This is a genomic window from Bacillus sp. FSL M8-0350 (assembly GCF_038593345.1).
In the GTDB taxonomy this organism is placed as follows: domain Bacteria; phylum Bacillota; class Bacilli; order Bacillales; family Bacillaceae; genus Bacillus; species Bacillus safensis.
Map to the genome: position 1 here is coordinate 539398 of NZ_CP151985.1, position 16684 is coordinate 556081.

18 protein-coding genes and 7 tRNA genes are annotated in these 16684 nt (G+C 43.4%); 24 read left to right on the forward strand and 1 reads right to left on the reverse strand.

Annotated features, from left to right (window positions below; translation table 11 throughout):
* Positions 1-146: 146 nt before the first annotated feature.
* From NSS80_RS02585 to NSS80_RS02635, 11 genes are all read left to right on the forward strand, one after another.
* Positions 147-428, forward strand: a complete 282-nt coding sequence (locus tag NSS80_RS02585) for a hypothetical protein (protein WP_003214273.1) — start codon at positions 147-149, stop codon at positions 426-428.
* 4 nt (positions 429-432) lie between these two features.
* Entirely contained in the window at positions 433-783 is a 351-nt protein-coding gene (ndoA, locus tag NSS80_RS02590; protein WP_024425388.1) for a type II toxin-antitoxin system endoribonuclease NdoA, read from the forward strand.
* Positions 784-900: 117 nt separating this feature from the next.
* The gene (locus NSS80_RS02595) at positions 901-1731 is read left to right on the forward strand and encodes an RsbT co-antagonist protein RsbRA (RefSeq protein WP_098677664.1); all 831 of its coding nucleotides are present in this window, start codon (positions 901-903) and stop codon (positions 1729-1731) included.
* A gap of 4 nt (positions 1732-1735) precedes the next feature.
* Positions 1736-2104, forward strand: a complete 369-nt coding sequence (gene rsbS, locus NSS80_RS02600; protein WP_003214235.1) for an RsbT antagonist protein RsbS — start codon at positions 1736-1738, stop codon at positions 2102-2104.
* Between the two features lie 2 nt (positions 2105-2106).
* The gene (locus NSS80_RS02605) at positions 2107-2508 is read left to right on the forward strand and encodes an anti-sigma regulatory factor (RefSeq protein WP_024427376.1); all 402 of its coding nucleotides are present in this window, start codon (positions 2107-2109) and stop codon (positions 2506-2508) included.
* Positions 2509-2518: 10 nt separating this feature from the next.
* The gene (locus NSS80_RS02610) at positions 2519-3526 is read left to right on the forward strand and encodes a PP2C family protein-serine/threonine phosphatase (protein ID WP_024425391.1); all 1008 of its coding nucleotides are present in this window, start codon (positions 2519-2521) and stop codon (positions 3524-3526) included.
* Between the two features lie 59 nt (positions 3527-3585).
* A complete protein-coding gene (locus NSS80_RS02615; protein WP_024425392.1) occupies positions 3586-3915 on the forward strand; it encodes an anti-sigma factor antagonist in 330 nt (109 codons plus the stop codon).
* The gene (gene rsbW / locus NSS80_RS02620; RefSeq protein WP_024425393.1) at positions 3912-4400 is read left to right on the forward strand and encodes an anti-sigma B factor RsbW; all 489 of its coding nucleotides are present in this window, start codon (positions 3912-3914) and stop codon (positions 4398-4400) included. The genes NSS80_RS02615 and rsbW overlap by 4 nt, the downstream gene beginning before the upstream one ends.
* On the forward strand, positions 4366-5154 hold the full coding sequence (gene sigB, locus NSS80_RS02625) for an RNA polymerase sigma factor SigB (protein WP_024427378.1): 789 nt from the start codon (positions 4366-4368) through the stop codon (positions 5152-5154). Before rsbW ends, sigB begins: the two co-directional genes overlap by 35 nt.
* Positions 5154-5753, forward strand: coding sequence for a PP2C family serine/threonine-protein phosphatase (locus tag NSS80_RS02630; RefSeq protein WP_024427379.1), 600 nt, complete (start codon positions 5154-5156; stop codon positions 5751-5753). The genes sigB and NSS80_RS02630 overlap by 1 nt, the downstream gene beginning before the upstream one ends.
* A gap of 76 nt (positions 5754-5829) precedes the next feature.
* Positions 5830-7989, forward strand: coding sequence for a Tex family protein (locus tag NSS80_RS02635; RefSeq protein ID WP_248351562.1), 2160 nt, complete (start codon positions 5830-5832; stop codon positions 7987-7989).
* Positions 7990-8008: 19 nt separating this feature from the next.
* Here NSS80_RS02635 and cmpA read toward each other — a convergent pair whose 3' ends face one another.
* Positions 8009-8143, reverse strand: a complete 135-nt coding sequence (cmpA, locus tag NSS80_RS02640) for a cortex morphogenetic protein CmpA (RefSeq protein ID WP_008346893.1) — start codon at positions 8141-8143, stop codon at positions 8009-8011.
* 99 nt (positions 8144-8242) lie between these two features.
* Between cmpA and NSS80_RS02645 the strand changes: the two genes are divergently transcribed.
* The 13 genes from NSS80_RS02645 to NSS80_RS02705 all read left to right on the forward strand — a co-directional run bounded on the left by NSS80_RS02645 (position 8243) and on the right by NSS80_RS02705 (position 16351).
* The gene (locus NSS80_RS02645; protein WP_041116763.1) at positions 8243-8716 is read left to right on the forward strand and encodes a SprT family protein; all 474 of its coding nucleotides are present in this window, start codon (positions 8243-8245) and stop codon (positions 8714-8716) included.
* 203 nt (positions 8717-8919) lie between these two features.
* A complete protein-coding gene (locus NSS80_RS02650) occupies positions 8920-9897 on the forward strand; it encodes a thiamine pyrophosphate-dependent dehydrogenase E1 component subunit alpha (protein WP_041116764.1) in 978 nt (325 codons plus the stop codon).
* A 19-nt stretch (positions 9898-9916) separates the two neighbouring features.
* Positions 9917-10954: an alpha-ketoacid dehydrogenase subunit beta gene (locus NSS80_RS02655; RefSeq protein ID WP_041116766.1), complete on the forward strand. Its 1038-nt coding sequence runs from the start codon at positions 9917-9919 to the stop codon at positions 10952-10954.
* Between the two features lie 17 nt (positions 10955-10971).
* Positions 10972-12105, forward strand: coding sequence for a dihydrolipoamide acetyltransferase family protein (locus NSS80_RS02660; protein WP_342498402.1), 1134 nt, complete (start codon positions 10972-10974; stop codon positions 12103-12105).
* An 18-nt stretch (positions 12106-12123) separates the two neighbouring features.
* Positions 12124-13503 (forward strand): dihydrolipoyl dehydrogenase, encoded by a 1380-nt coding sequence (gene lpdA, locus NSS80_RS02665; protein WP_342498403.1) that lies wholly within the window; start codon positions 12124-12126, stop codon positions 13501-13503.
* Positions 13504-13606: 103 nt separating this feature from the next.
* On the forward strand, positions 13607-15454 hold the full coding sequence (locus tag NSS80_RS02670) for a sigma-54-dependent Fis family transcriptional regulator (RefSeq protein WP_342498404.1): 1848 nt from the start codon (positions 13607-13609) through the stop codon (positions 15452-15454).
* Positions 15455-15676: 222 nt separating this feature from the next.
* Positions 15677-15751, forward strand: a tRNA-Asn gene (locus NSS80_RS02675).
* A 4-nt stretch (positions 15752-15755) separates the two neighbouring features.
* Positions 15756-15846: transfer RNA gene (locus tag NSS80_RS02680), tRNA-Ser, on the forward strand.
* Between the two features lie 9 nt (positions 15847-15855).
* Positions 15856-15927 (forward strand) — tRNA-Glu (locus NSS80_RS02685).
* Positions 15928-15947: 20 nt separating this feature from the next.
* A tRNA-Gln gene (locus NSS80_RS02690) sits at positions 15948-16022 on the forward strand.
* 31 nt (positions 16023-16053) lie between these two features.
* A tRNA-Lys gene (locus tag NSS80_RS02695) sits at positions 16054-16129 on the forward strand.
* A 7-nt stretch (positions 16130-16136) separates the two neighbouring features.
* A tRNA-Leu gene (locus NSS80_RS02700) sits at positions 16137-16219 on the forward strand.
* 48 nt (positions 16220-16267) lie between these two features.
* Positions 16268-16351: transfer RNA gene (locus tag NSS80_RS02705), tRNA-Leu, on the forward strand.
* Positions 16352-16684 lie beyond the last annotated feature (333 nt).

Here is a 16684-nt window from a genome sequence, read left to right on the forward strand (position 1 = left end):
CATCTTTGATTTACGGGTGAACAGCCGCTTCATGTTCTAATAAGAAATCATGAAAAAACAGCTTTGCTTGCGCATTGAATAATGGTATGATTAGTCTTGGAATGGATCGAAACGGTATCCGTAAGTTTTGTGGAGGTGTATGTTTTTTGTCTGAATCCAGCGCAACAAACGAAATGAAGATTCGACTACCGGAGGCTTTGATGTCTGAAATCGAACGAGTAGCAGAGCAGGATAAGGTAACAAGAAATGAATTGATCTACCGAGCGACAAAAACGTATATTCGTGAACGCAATATTCGACAAAATCGTGAATCGATGAGACGCGGCTACATGGAGATGGCGAAAATTAATCTGAATATCTCTTCAGAGGCACAATACGCAGAATTTGAGGCTGAGAATACAGTTGAGCGATTAGTCAGCGGGGGTTAAACATTTGATTGTTAAACGCGGTGATGTTTACTTTGCTGATTTATCTCCTGTTGTTGGCTCCGAGCAGGGCGGGGTTCGCCCAGTATTGGTGATTCAAAATGACATTGGAAATCGCTTCAGCCCGACTGCTATCGTTGCAGCCATAACAGCCCAAATACAAAAAGCGAAATTACCGACTCACGTCGAAATTGATGCAAAGCGCTACGGCTTTGAACGAGATTCTGTCATTCTCTTGGAGCAGATTCGTACAATCGATAAACAAAGATTGACAGATAAAATCACACATCTTGATGATGAGATGATGGAGAAGGTTGATGAAGCCTTACAAGTTAGTTTGGCTCTTATTGATTTTTAATATGGTGAGATTTGGTTGCTCTCTTGGGAGCAACTTTTTTTTGTGTTCAATTTTTATTAACGTTATAATGAAGAAAGACTAAAAAGAAGTGCTGTTTATGTACGTAGGGGGTAAAACATGTCGAATCATATCGTGTTAGCTTTTGCAAGAGAGCATCGAGAGGAATTACAAAAAGAGTGGACGGACATTTTTAGACGACTCGGAGAAAAAGAAACGGACATGATGCTGAACGACAATATGTATGAAACCATCTGTTCGGAATATGTTCAATTAATCATTACATCTCTTTCAGAAGGGTATGCTGAAGATTTTGAAGAAAAAGTGCAAACTTTTGCTTTAAAAATTGTTCAAATGGGTATATCACTTAAGTTACTGGCAAATGGTCTAACAGAAATCCGTTCACATTTATATCAAAAAATGAACGATGACAAAGATACAACAGAAGAAAGTCATGACCTCATCTGGCAAATTGATCGATTCATCACACCTATTCATAACGAGATCTTAAACCAGTATTCCATCTCATGGGAGAAAACAGTCAACCTTCAAAAAATCGCGCTGCAGGAACTTTCTGCCCCGCTGATCCCAGTATTTGAGCACATTACCGTCATGCCGCTTGTTGGAACAATTGACACAGAACGTGCCAAAAAAATTATGGAGAATCTGCTCAACGGTGTCGTCAAACATCGCTCACAAGTCGTCTTAATTGATATTACGGGTGTACCTGTCGTTGACACAATGGTAGCGCATCATATCATTCAAGCATCAGAGGCTGTGAGATTAGTAGGTGCGAAGTGCTTGCTTGTCGGTATTCGTCCAGAAATAGCCCAAACCATTGTGAACCTTGGAATTGATTTATCTCAAGTTACAACAAAGAATACCCTTCAAAAAGGAATTCAAACTGCTTTGGAAATGACAAATCGAAAAATTGTTTCATTGGAGGGATAACCCAGTGAGAAATCACCCGAAGATTCCAATCTTAAAACTATATAACTGTCTTCTGATTTCGATACAGTGGGAGCTTGATGATCAAACAGCTCTCCACTTTCAAGAAGACTTGCTGAATAAAATTCATGAAACAGGAGCAAACGGTGTTGTCATTGACCTCACATCCGTTGATATGATTGATTCCTTTATTGCAAAGGTATTAGGTGATGTGATCACGATGTCCAAGCTCATGGGGGCGAAAGTTGTATTAACAGGAATACAGCCGGCAGTCGCTGTGACGCTGATTGAACTTGGAATATCGCTTGAAGAAATTCAGACAGCACTAGATCTTGAACAAGGGCTTGAGACACTGAAGCGGGAATTGGGGGAATAGATATGAAAGACCAATCCTGTGTAAGAATATTGACGGAATGGGACATAGTCGCAGCAAGACAATTGGGGCGCAATGTTGCAAAAGAACTTGGATTTGGAACAGTTGACCAAGCAAGAATTACGACGGCCATTTCAGAATTAGCTCGAAACATCTATTTATACGCTGGTAAAGGTCAGATTTGTATAGAAGAAGTGATGGAGCGCGGAAAGCGTGGACTCAAAGTCATCGCAGCCGATGAGGGGCCGGGTATCATGGATATACGTAAAGTAATGGAAGACGGATTTTCAACATCAGGCGGACTCGGAGCAGGTCTTCCGGGCGTCAGACGACTGATGGATGAATTTAAATTAGATTCTGCACCAGAACAAGGAACGGAGATACAAGCTGTTAAGTGGCTTCGCTAGGAGGGAAACCATGGATTTTAAGGAGGTAATGGAGCAGCGGTACCATCAGCTGCTCAGTCGTTATATCAGTGATTTAACTGAAACATCGCTTTATCAAGCTCAAAAATTTAGCCGTAAAACCATTGAGCATCAAATACCTCCTGAAGAAATAGTGAGTGTTCACCGAAAAGTGATTCAGGAGCTTTACCCTGATTTGCCGGAAGATGTTTTTCATTCACTAGACTTCTTAATTGAAGTCATGATTGGGTACGGACTTGCCTACCAAGAACATTTAACACTCAGAGGCATCCAGCAAGAAATAAAATCTGAAATCGAAATTGCTGCAAATGTTCAGCAAACCCTTCTGGAAACGAAAATTCCAGAAGGAGATACCTTTGATATTGGTGCAATTAGTGTACCGGCAAAACAGATGAGTGGAGATTATTACCACTTTGTAACGGATCACGATACAATCAATATCGCGATCGCAGATGTCATTGGAAAGGGAATCCCGGCTGCGCTCTGTATGTCGATGATTAAATATGCGATGGATTCCTTGCCAGAGTCAGGGAGCGGCCCAACAAAGGTGCTGAAAACCCTGAATCGTGTAGTCGAGCAAAACGTAGACCCAAGTATGTTTATCACGATGTTCTATGGCAGCTATAATAAAGAAACGCATGAGTTTAAATACGCATCGGCTGGTCATGAGCCGGGCTTTTTCTATTGCAAAAAAGAGAACACATTTTACGATTTAGATGCAAAAGGGCTTGTCCTTGGGATCGCACCAGACTTTGACTACAGACAGTACGAGAAGCATTTGGACGCAGGAGACATGGTGATCTTATTCTCTGATGGGGTCACAGAATCCAAGTCAGAGGATGGTTTCTTAGAGCGGGAGGACATCAAAACACTCATATCTGAGCACCTATCCTACTCAGCTCAAGAAATGGTGGATGCCATCTACGCCAGCTTACTCAAACTGCAGGATTTTCAGCTGCACGATGACTTTACTTTACTTGTTCTCAAAAGAAAGGTTTAGAAAGTGAACATGCGGGTATATAAAACTTTAGGAAACAAGAATTTCGAGGTGAATGCATAATGAATATGTCTGTAAAAGAGCATCAAATAGATCAAAAAACGAAAATCAGTGTCAGCGGAGAAATTGATGTGTACTCCGCTCCTGAGCTAAGAGAAACGCTCATGCCTAAAGCTGAGGCGGGAGAGCATCTTGAAATCTGTCTAAAGGATGTTACGTATATGGATAGTACAGGTTTAGGTGTATTCGTTGGGCTGTTTAAAGCTGCTCAAAAAGCAGGTGGCACATTAAAGCTTGAGAACTTGTCAGAACGGCTTGTAAGGTTGTTTGAAATCACTGGATTAAAGGACATCATTGACATTTCTGCAAAGTCAGAGGGTGGGGTACAATGAACGAATCAGTAGATCTAATCGAGATGAAAATACCGGCAAAACCAGAATATGTAGGCATCATTCGCTTGACTCTGTCAGGCGTAGCGAGCCGGATGGGCTATGCCTATGAAGAGATTGAGGACTTAAAAATTGCCGTCAGTGAGGCCTGTACAAATGCAGTTCAGCATGCCTACAAAGGTGAAGACGGCGAAGATGGAGAGGTGGCTGTTCGCTTTCTTGTTTACGAGGATCGTCTAGAAATCATTGTCGCTGACAAAGGCGGTAGCTTTGACTTTAAGCAAAAACAGGAAGACCTCGGACCGTACACATCTGCTCATACGGTGGATCAATTGGCAGAAGGAGGTCTTGGTTTATACTTAATGCAAACATTGATGGATGAAGTCGAGGTGCAAGCAAACTCCGGAGTTACCGTGGCGATGACAAAGTTTTTAAACAGGGAGCGAGTTGACCATGACACAACCATCCAAAACTATGAAACTAACTAAAGATGAAGTAGACCGCCTCATCCAAAGCTATCAAACCAATCAAGACGAGCAGGCGCAGCTCACGCTGGTCGAATGCTATACAAACTTGGTTGATATGCTGGCGAAAAAATATTCTAAAGGAAAAAGCTTTCATGAGGACCTTAGACAAGTTGGAATGATAGGTTTACTTGGCGCTATTAAACGATACGACCCGCTCGTCGGTAAATCATTTGAAGCCTTTGCTATTCCAACCATCATCGGGGAAATCAAACGCTTTTTACGAGATAAGACATGGAGTGTCCATGTACCAAGGCGGATTAAAGAGCTTGGACCAAGAATCAAAATGGCAGTTGATCATTTGACAACAGAGACACAGAAATCACCTAAAGTCCAAGAAATTGCAGAGTACCTAGATGTAACAGAAGAAGAAGTACTTGAAACCATGGAGATGGGCAAAAGCTATCAAGCACTGTCTGTTGACCAAGGCGTAGAGGCTGATTCTGAAGGAAGTACTGTGACGATTTTAGACGTTGTCGGCTCACAGGAAGAGGGCTACGAACGTGTGAATCAAAAAATGATGCTTGAGAGTGTGCTTCATGTGCTGTCGGATAGAGAAAAAGAGATTATCAATCTGACTTACTTGCAAAATAAGAGTCAGAAAGAGACAGGCGATTTGCTTGGTATATCCCAAATGCATGTATCGAGACTGCAGCGAAAGGCAGTGAAAAAACTGCGAGATGCATTATCAGAAGATGCGTCTATGGAGCTAGGGTAATGAAGCAGATTGAACAGCATGAGCATGTAAACGCCATTATTTATCAATCGAATAAAGAAGGAAAAGCATGCTGCGGGGACAGTTTTTTTATTAAAGCAGATGATGAAGAACTAATTTGTGCTGTAGCAGACGGATTGGGCAGCGGCCAGTACGCCAATGAATCATCTTCTTTAGTCAGCGAAATTGTCGAAGAATATGGACATGAGGATGTGGCGGCCCTCATCGACAGATGCAATCAGGCTATGAAAAATAAACGCGGGGCCACTGTGGCCATATTAAAGGTGAATTTTTCCCAGCAGCAATTTACCTATTGTTCGGTTGGTAATATTCGGTTTATCTTGAATGCACCTTCTGGCGACTATATTTATCCACTTCCGACATCAGGATACTTATCAGGGAAACCTAGAAAATATAAAACATACACCTATTCCTACGAAAAAGGATCGATATTCATTATGTATTCAGACGGACTGAATGTGCCAAACATGCGCATGTGTTTAAAGCATGGACATTCAGTTGAAGACATCGCCAAACAGCTTGAAACATACACACAAGACAAAAAGGACGATCTCACCTATGTACTTGGTCAGCTCACGTAAAATAGCTGACCTTTTTTCTGTTTTGCCGGTTTTTTTGATACACTAAAAGAGAAGACACAGTGAGAGGATGCAAAGTATGAAGACATCTGACTTTTTATTGAAACAAATTGCGACAGAATTAAAGCTTTCAACAAAACAAATTGAAAGTGTGATCAAGCTTTTAGAGGATGGCAACACCGTCCCGTTTATTGCCCGTTATCGGAAAGAGCAGACAGGCTCACTGGATGAGGTGCAAATTCAAACCATTTCAGAGCGCTATACATATATCCAAAATGTCATGAACCGAAAAGAAGAAGTCATTCGTTTAATTGCTGAACAAGACAAACTGACTGATGAATTAAAACAGAAAATTGAACAAGCGCATAAACTGCAAGAGGTCGAAGATTTATACCGGCCATTCAAACAAAAGCGCAAAACAAAGGCGAATGTAGCCAAAGCAAAAGGGCTGGAGCCGCTGGCAGAATATTTACTCACGCTGCCAAGCGATCAGATCGAGAAGAAAGCAGCTGCTTTTATTAACGAAGAAAAAGAAGTGGCAAATGTAGAAGAGGCACTTGAGGGTGCGCAGCACATCATTGCTGAACAGCTTGCAGATGATCCTGATATGCGAAAATGGATTCGCAGTGAAACGTACCAAAAGGGTAGTCTGGTCACATCAGGAAAAGACGTCGAAAGCGATGAGAAAAACGTCTATGAAATGTATTACGATTATCAAGAGCCAATCAAAAAGATTGTCCCGCACCGTATACTAGCGGTCAACCGCGGGGAGAAAGAGGGCATTTTAAAGGCAGCCATCGAACCACCTGCTGAAAATATTCGCTTCTATCTCGACAAACAAGTTCTAAAAGGCAAACAGACGACGGCGAGACCGTTTATTGAAGCGGCAATCGATGATGCATATAAACGTCTCATTCAGCCTTCCATCGAACGAGAAATACGAAAAGAGCTGACAGAAAAAGCAGAGGAACAAGCGATTCATATTTTTGCTGAAAACTTAAGAAAACTGCTGCTTCAGCCGCCGATGAAAGGGAAGCGTGTACTTGGAGTCGACCCCGCATTTCGGACAGGCTGTAAATTAGCTGTCGTGGATGATACAGGCAAAGTCCATCATATTGGCGTCATTTACCCGCATCCGCCCGTGCAGAAAAAAGCGGAAGCGAAACAAAAAGTCAAAGAGATCATTCAATCATCAAACATCGAAGTCATTGCGATTGGAAACGGAACAGCCTCAAGAGAGACAGAACAATTCATTGCAGACTTGATTCAAGAGCTGGATCAGCCGGTTTCTTATTTGATTGTGAATGAAGCTGGAGCAAGTGTTTACTCCGCATCAGCGCTGGCACGAGAAGAGTTTCCAGATCTGCAAGTCGAAGAGCGAAGCGCCATCTCAATCGCTAGAAGATTACAAGATCCTTTAGCAGAGCTCGTGAAAATTGATCCGAAGTCTGTCGGTGTGGGCCAATACCAGCATGATGTCAGCCAGAAGCAATTAAACAGCTCGTTAACCTTTGTGGTAGAAACAGTCGTCAATCAAGTTGGTGTAAACGTCAATACCGCCTCACAGGCGCTGCTGCAATATGTATCAGGCCTTTCAAAAGCCGTCGCAGGGAATATCATCAAGCGCCGCGAAGAGATTGGGAGATTCACAAGCAGAAAAGAATTGAAAGATATCCCAAGGCTCGGTGCTAAGACATATGAGCAGTGTATTGGTTTCCTTCGCATTACAGATGGACAAGACCCGCTTGATCGTACAGGTATTCACCCTGAGAGCTATAAAGAAACAAAACAGTTTTTACGCATGATCAACATGACGCCAGACGATCTTGGCACAGAGCAGTTAAAGGAGAAAATTGCTGAAGTGAAACTGGACGAAGCAGCCCAGCAGCTGGACATTGGGACAATTACACTTCAAGATATCATTGATCAGCTGACAAGACCTGAGCGTGATCCGCGGGATGAAGTGCCAAAACCGCTGCTCAAAACAGATGTGTTGAAATTGGAGGACTTGAAGCAAGGAATGGAGCTGCAAGGAACGGTGAGAAACGTTGTAGACTTCGGTGCATTCGTTGATATTGGTGTAAAGCAGGATGGGCTTGTGCATATTTCCAAGCTAAGCAATCGTTTTGTGAAGCATCCGCTTGACGTTGTATCAGTTGGTGACATTGTGACCGTATGGGTGGACTCCGTTGACCAGGCAAAAGGCCGCGTTGCCCTCTCCATGCTGAAACCAGAGTAACAAAAAAACGAGGCGCACCTTAGGATGGGGTGTGCCTTGATGTGACTGAATGTTTTTTTCTATAGAAGTACCAGCATTGATTCAGCAATTTGATTTGATAATGATTTTTCTCATAAAATGCCTTCTGCATCTGATTTTTCAGCCAGTTGGGCATCGCCCATTCCTCCTTTGATCGAAACAGTGGATGTACCTTCAATGTATGCATAGGGGAAATTGTCCCGTTCGAGGTTTTTATAGAAAGGAACGATCTTGATTGAACGAGAGAGAGTTACAGCAGTTAACAGAGCACATTTCCCAGCAGTTCTTTGGCAAGGCATTCCGCCATCAGGCTGTTTTTAATGACCGTCTAAAAACGACAGGCGGGCGATATTTACTTGGTACACACAACATCGAACTGAACCGCCGATACCTAGAGGAGCATGGACGAGAAGAATTAATCGGGATCATCAAGCATGAGCTGTGTCATTATCATCTGCATCTTGAAGGAAAGGGCTATCAGCATCGCGACCGTGATTTTAAAGCGTTATTAAAACAAGTAGGAGCCCCGCGTTTTTGTACACCGCTAAAGAACGTACAAAATAAGCGCCGTGCGGGGAAACGCCATGAATATATTTGCACAGGATGCGGCCGGTCTTTTATAAGGAAAAGACGGTTTGATACCTCTCGTTATGTATGCGGCGTCTGCAAAGGGAAATTAAAGTGGCTGCGTACAACCGATTCATTGTGAAAAGCATTTCCTCTACTAAGGGGATGCTTTTTTTGTTCCAATTGATGTGTGGACATATTGAGACAAAAAGAGACGCATGTCTCATTTTGTCTCTTTTTTCATCGGTGTGATTCAGTCAAAGCCTAAGTGTTTATGCGTCGTCATGTTGGCACGATTTTTGCTTGTATAGAAGTGCAAGCAAAAAAGATAGGAGGTTTTACTAAATGGAAATGGCATTGACTAAAGAAAAAGCCGTATGGATGTATCAAAAGATGCAGGAAATCCGCCAATTTGAAGACCGGGTGCACACGCTTTTTACAAAAGGAATTTTGCCGGGGTTTGTCCATCTTTATGCTGGCGAAGAAGCTGTTGCCGTAGGAGTCTGTGCTCATCTGAATGAAAAAGACAGTATTACAAGTACACACCGGGGCCACGGCCACTGTATAGCGAAAGGCTGTGATCTAAAAGGAATGATGGCAGAAATCTATGGGAAAGCCACAGGTCTCTGTAAAGGCAAAGGCGGATCCATGCACATTGCAGATTTTGATAAAGGAATGCTCGGTGCCAACGGAATTGTTGGAGGCGGCTTTCCTCTTGCGTGCGGGGCAGCCCTCACCGCTAAATATAAAAAGACAGAAAATGTAAGCGTTTGCTTTTTTGGGGATGGTGCAAACAATCAAGGAACTTTCCACGAAGGAATCAATCTCGCGGCCATCTGGAAACTGCCCGTCATTTTCATTGCAGAAAACAATGGGTACGGGGAAGCGACACCATTTTCTTATGCTTCAAGCTGCAAATCAATCGTGGATCGAGCGGCCGGTTATGACATTCCTGGGATTCAAGTAGATGGAAAAGATGTGATGGCCGTTTATCAAGCAGCAGAACAAGCAATTGAACGAGCAAAAAATGGAGAAGGTCCGACATTAATTGAATGCATGACATATCGAAATTATGGCCATTTCGAAGGAGATGCCCAGCGTTATAAAACCAATCAAGAAAAAACAGAACACCAAGAAGAGAGAGATGCGATCGCTCTTTTTAAAAATGAATTGATCAAGCAGCAGCTGCTGACGAATGGGGAGCTATCAAAGATTGAAGCGGCTGTAGCAGAAGCGATAGATGAAGCCGTTACATTCAGTGAAGAAAGTGAATATCCAGATCAGACCGAATTATTGACCGACGTGTATGTTTCGTATCAATAAATCAAAGGGGGAGAGGAAAATGACAAGAGAAATCAGCATGTCTAGTGCATTAAATGAAGCGATTAAACTTGCCATGAGAAGAGACGAGGATGTCATTTTAATGGGGGAAGATGTTGCTGGAGGTGCTCATGTCGATCACTTACAGGATGATGAAGCATGGGGCGGTGTGCTTGGTGTAACGAAAGGAATCGTTCAGGAGTTTGGACGTGAGCGAGTTCTTGACACACCGATTAGTGAAGCTGGCTATGTAGGTGCGGCCATGGCAGCAGCTTCCACAGGGCTAAGACCAATTGCAGAACTCATGTTTAATGATTTTATCGGCACCTGTCTGGACCAAGTGCTGAATCAAGGAGCAAAATTCCGATACATGTTTGGCGGAAAAGCAGAGGTACCGATCACGATCAGAACGACACATGGGGCGGGTTTTAGAGCAGCTGCTCAGCATTCGCAAAGCTTGTATGCGCTATTTACAAGCATCCCTGGATTGAAAGTAGTGGTGCCTTCTTCACCATACGATGCCAAAGGATTGCTGCTGGCAGCCATCGAGGATCAGGACCCTGTCATCTTTTTTGAAGATAAAACGCTTTACAATATCACAGGAGATGTTCCAGAGCGATACTACACGCTGCCGCTTGGTAAAGCAGAGGTGAAAAGAGAAGGCTCAGATGTGACCATTTTTGCGGTAGGCAAACAAGTTCATACAGCACTCGAAGCGGCAGAGCAATTAGCTACACGTGGAATTGAAGCAGAGGTCATTGATCCAAGAAGCTTGTCGCCGCTCGATGAAGAAGCCATTCTAACTTCAGTAGAAAAAACAAATCGGCTTGTCATTGTAGATGAAGCAAATCCAAGGTGCGGAATTGCCGCAGATATTTCTTCTCTGGTTGCGGATAAAGGATTCGATTTACTTGACGCTCCAATCAAAAAAGTGACGGCTCCTCATACACCGGTTCCGTTTTCACCACCGCTTGAAGATATCTATTTGCCGACACCTGAAAAGGTTGTGAACACCGTATTAGAGATGGTTGGAAAGAGTCATGACAAGATCTTGAACTAAAGAAAGGAGAGAGGGAGATGGCTGTCGAGGTTGTGATGCCGAAATTGGGCATGTCAATGAAAGAAGGAACGGTATCTGTCTGGAATAAAGAGGTCGGAGAAACCGTAAATAAAGGGGAAAGCATTGCAAGCATCAACTCTGAAAAAATTGAAATGGAGATCGAATCACCTGCAGAAGGAACCATATTGGATATAAAAGTGCCTGAGGGAGAAGGTGTACCGCCTGGCACGGTCATCTGCTATATCGGTGAAGGAAATGAACAGGTCGAGGAAAAGAAAGAAAAAGACCTGCCGCCAAAACAAAAGAAAGAGAGAAAGAAAATCTCCCCTGTGGCACGTAAGATTGCTCAAAGCGCTAATCTGGATATTCATACACTAGTGGGAACAGGTCCAGATGGGAGAATCACGAAAGCGGATGTGCTTCGGGCACTTCCTGATGAAAAAGAAAAACAACACAATGAACCAACAAAGCCTCAGCCAGTCAGCATGATGCGGAAAACCATTGCCTCGCGAATGATGGAAAGCCTGCAAACAAGTGCACAATTAACAATAACGATGAAAGCGGATGTGACAAAGCTGACAGCATTACAGTCTGAGTTGAACGAAACAGCCGCAGGACGACACGATATGAAATTAACCATGACCGATTTTGTAGCCAAAGCAGTGGTTCTTTCCCTGCTAGAGCATTCTGCAATGAACAGTCAATATCAGAATGATAGAGTCGAAACTTTTGAGTATGTTCATCTTGGAATCGCTGCTGCTTTAGATCACGGTCTGGCAGTGCCTGTTATTCAGCACGCGGAAAAACTTTCACTTATTGAGCTGGCGAAGAGCATCAAATCGTATGGCAAAAAAGCACGTGAAGGCAAACTTCTCCACGATGAAATTGAAGGCTCTACCTTTACAATCACTAACCTAGGCGCCTATGGTGTGGAACATTTTACACCGATTTTGAATCCGCCGGAAGCAGGTATTCTTGGCGTTGGTAAAGCGGATCACATGCCTGTATATCATGGGAATGAATTATGTAAAGGGACGATCCTGCCACTCAGTCTGACATTTGACCATCGCGTGCTGGACGGGGCGCCGGCATCACAATTTTTATCAACTGTTAAAGCGTATTTAGAAAATCCAGTATCCATTCTTTTATAGGAAGAAGGTGAAATGACCATGACGCTAGTCATTATAGGAGGCGGGCCAGCAGGATATGTGGCGGCAATAACAGCCGCCCGTTTTAACAGAGAGGTTGTATTAATCGACCAAGGCCAGTTAGGAGGGACCTGCCTGAATGAAGGCTGTATTCCAACGAAAGCACTTTTGCAAAGCGCCGATATGTACGAGCATGTGAAATCAGCTGGACATTTTGGAATTGAGCTTTCAGAAAAGGAGCCTGTTATTCATTGGGATGCCGTTCAAAGGCGGAAACGGTCAGTCGTCAAGCAGCTGACTGATGGCGTTCGTTATTTGATGAATAAAAACAAAATCAGCGTGTTAAATGGGAAGGCATCATTTCTTTCAGCACATGAGCTATTGATAGAAAGTGAAGGGAAATCTGAAATCATTCAGGCAAAACAAATCATTATTGCTTCAGGATCAGAACCTGCTGCTTTACCTTTCGCCCCATTTGACAGAGAGTGGATCATTGATAGTAAGGATGCGATGACGCTCCCTTCAATACCAGATTCGCTTTGTATCATTGGTGGAGGGGTGATCGGCTGTGAGTTTGCAAGCATCTTTAGCCGAATGGGATCAAAGGTTGTCATGGTGGAACAGGCAGCACACATTTTACCTGAAGAAGATCACGATACGGCTAAATGTCTTCACGATCAGCTTCAAAAAGCAGGTGTGGAGATTTTGACATCAGCAGCAGTCAAACAGCTTGATGCAATTTCAAAAAAAGTGGTCATTGAGAAGGATCATGGGGAGCGCTGTGACATCCAGTCTGATCATTGTTTAGTCGCCATTGGCAGAAAGCCGAGGCTGGGAGAGCTGAATCTTGAGCAGATCGGCATTGAATTTGACAGGAACGGCATCTGCGTGAATGAGCATATGCAAACCAATCTCCCGCATATCTATGCGTGCGGTGATGTGACAGGCGGCGTTCAGCTTGCTCATGCTGCTTTTCATGAAGGAACGATTGCGGCATCACATGCATCAGGTGAAGATGTAAAGGTCAATGAACAAGTGATTCCAAGGTGCATCTACACGTCTCCAGAAATCGCTAGTGTCGGTTTAAATGAAGAGAGTGCTAGAAAGCAATATGGGGAGATTCGAATAGGGAAATTCGCATTCTCTGCAAATGGAAAAGCATTAATTTTAAATCAGCCAGCTGGTCAAGTAAAGGTCATTGTCGAACCGCAATATCAAGAAATTTTGGGTGTATCCATTATCGGGCCGAATGCAACAGAACTGATTGGACAAGCGGCGGTGATGATGCATACAGAGTTGACAGCTGATACATTAGAGCAGTTTATTGCGGCACATCCGACACTCTCTGAGGCAATACACGAAGCCTTGCTGCAAACAAATGGGCGAGCGGTGCACTGCTGATAGAGAAACTTTCTATCCGAATGACTTCCTGGGTTAGCCAATAATTGAAAGCGCTTTTATAATTATCTATAATGGATAAAAAGCCCCCAGAGGAGAGGATGGAATGAATCCGACGCCTTGTTATTTAAATACTTGGAAACGTTTTGTTCATGAAGGTTTGCTTGATAGGTCTCGTCTGGATAAGAGAGTGATGGAGTCATGGCACAGATGTAAACAGGCAAATGTGAATCCGTATTTAGATAAAGGACAGTCGTTGTTAGAAAAGGAATTATTCAGTGTTCAAAAAAAGAAGTACTCACTATTCCTAAATGCCGCTCTTCCTTACTTAAATAAAATCAGTCAGCAATTAAAAGAATCTGACATGATGGCATTACTTATCGATGCAGATGGTTATGTGCTAAGTCTGACAGGAAGTCAAAGGACGCTGGTAGAAGCGAAAAAAATAAATTTTATGGAGGGCGCGCGCTGGACCGAAGCCGATGTGGGAACGAATGCTATTGGAACGGCACTGGTCATTGGGGAAGCCGTAGCGATCAACGGAACTGAGCATTTTTCAGTCGCTTCCCACCATTGGAGTTGTTCAGCGGCCCCTATTCGTGATGCAGACGGCACGATCATAGGAGTCATTGATATCTCCTGTATGGCGGATCAAAGGCATCCTTTTATGCTTGGAATGGCTTCAGCAGTTGCATATGCCATCGAGAGAGAAATTCAGGTCCAGCAAAAAAGGAAAGAGATGGAGCTGATCAGTCTTTGTCTCCAGCAGGTAGAAGCGGACGAGCCGTCTGTTGTCTGTAATGAGAAAAAGCAGATTGTTTTGGCAAGCAAGCCGATTAGAGACCGGTTTTCAGACTGGTACGGAATGGATGTTGAGCTGCTCATGGCTGATACATTTGTTACACGGGGCAAGCAGATCATTCAGTCAGAACAAGACGGAAAGCTGCTTGGGATGTCTTTTTCTCTTGAAGAAGCAGCGAAGAGTAATATAACCGTTTCTTTTGCTCAATTTCCCGGGGAATCTGGAACAAGTACGGCATTTCAGCAGACGCTCAGCGAAATAAAACGAGCGGCACAAACAGATGCAAATGTATATATTTGGGGAGAAACAGGTACAGGGAAAGAACTGGCCGCTCGAGCGATTCACTTAGCTAGTGAAAGACATGAAGGACCGTTTATTGCCGTTAATTGTGGAGCCATACCTGAAAGCCTGTTAGAAAGCGAACTATTTGGTTATGCTGAAGGTGCTTTTACAGGGGCAAAACGTCATGGAGCAAAGGGGAAATTTGAACAGGCGCAGAAAGGAACGCTCTTTTTAGACGAAATTGGCGAAATTCCTTATGCGATGCAAGTGGCGCTTCTTAGGGTCATTGAAGAAAGGAAAGTCGTACCGCTCGGCGGGACACACGAAATCCCTTTGGATATTAGAATCATTACAGCGACACACCGAAATATGAACGAACTGCTGAAGGAAGGTGAAATACGAGAAGATTTGTATTACCGACTTCATGTCTACCCAATCAACATCCCGCCGCTTAGAGAAAGAAAAGAAGACATTGTTGATTTATATCGCTATTACCAAAAGAAACACCAATGGAATGCGACATTTCCTGAATCATTTTTTCGTAAGCTGGAAGCGTACCATTGGCCTGGAAACATACGAGAGCTTTTTAATCTGTTTGAACATATAAGGGTACTGTTTCCTAAAGGAGGATGGATTGGTGAATCGCAATATACGGAGGTATTAGAGACGATGGATCAGAAAAAGCAGAAGCTGCATCTACCAGAGTATACCGAGAATCCAAAAGAACTCACGCTAAGGGAACGCATTCAAAAGCAAACAGTGATAGACGCACTGCACAAAACGAAAGGTCATGTGACAGAAGCAGCGAGGCTGGCAGAGGTGCCAAGAAGCACCTTTTATAAGTGGATGCGAAAGTATAAGCTGTCATGAACCTATAGGGAGCGCAGCAGCAAGGAGGCCTTGGTCTTTAGTTAGAGGTCGGGGTCTTTCTGTCGTGTCTAAACAGAAAACAAAAAGGAAGGAAGAAAGGCTTGACTGTTATATTAGTATATGTTAAATTATAAAAGCCGTCGCTAATGAGACAGGAATGAAACACTTAAAAATTCTTGACACATTTTTCTGGCATAGATATAATGAAACATGTCTTATTATTCCGCAGTAGCTCAGTGGTAGAGCTATCGGCTGTTAACCGATCGGTCGTAGGTTCGAGTCCTACCTGCGGAGCCATAATGGAGAAGTACTCAAGTGGCTGAAGAGGCGCCCCTGCTAAGGGTGTAGGTCGCGCGAGCGGCGCGAGGGTTCAAATCCCTCCTTCTCCGCCATTATTGTATGGCCCGTTGGTCAAGCGGTTAAGACACCGCCCTTTCACGGCGGTAACACGGGTTCGAATCCCGTACGGGTCATGTTTTGTTTTTTGATTCGTTGGGCTATAGCCAAGCGGTAAGGCAACGGACTTTGACTCCGTCATGCGTTGGTTCGAATCCAGCTAGCCCAGCCATTTTTTATATATGTTTTTCTGTATAGCAGATGAGCCATTAGCTCAGTTGGTAGAGCATCTGACTTTTAATCAGAGGGTCGAAGGTTCGAGTCCTTCATGGCTCACCATTGTCACGCGGGTGTGGCGGAATTGGCAGACGCGCTAGACTTAGGATCTAGTGTCTTTATGACGTGGGGGTTCAAGTCCCTTCACCCGCATTGTTTTTTCAAACAGTGCACTTATGAATATATGAGCACATCATACACGCGGTCGTGGCGGAATGGCAGACGCGCTAGGTTGAGGGCCTAGTGGGTGAATAACCCGTGGAGGTTCAAGTCCTCTCGGCCGCATCTAAGAAACCAAAGTTTGTAGACCTTTGGTTTTTTTTGTATCCTCTAAAGTATAGTTACCAGTCATGATGCGGTTGTTGTCCATAAGAACATCATGAATAAATTCTTTTATTCAGCTTCTAGCTTCCTTTCATTTTTTATATTGTTAAATAAAGGTTTCGATGAGATAATTTGATAAAATGGAATTAAGTTGCATAAGGTCAACTTCAAAAAATTTATAAGCTCATGACCAATTCATGATTATCCAGAAAATACAGCGATTTGTGTCAACATAAAAATTGGTTGACTAAATTAGCCTGTTCCTATAAAACTATTCAATATGAAAAAGGAGTT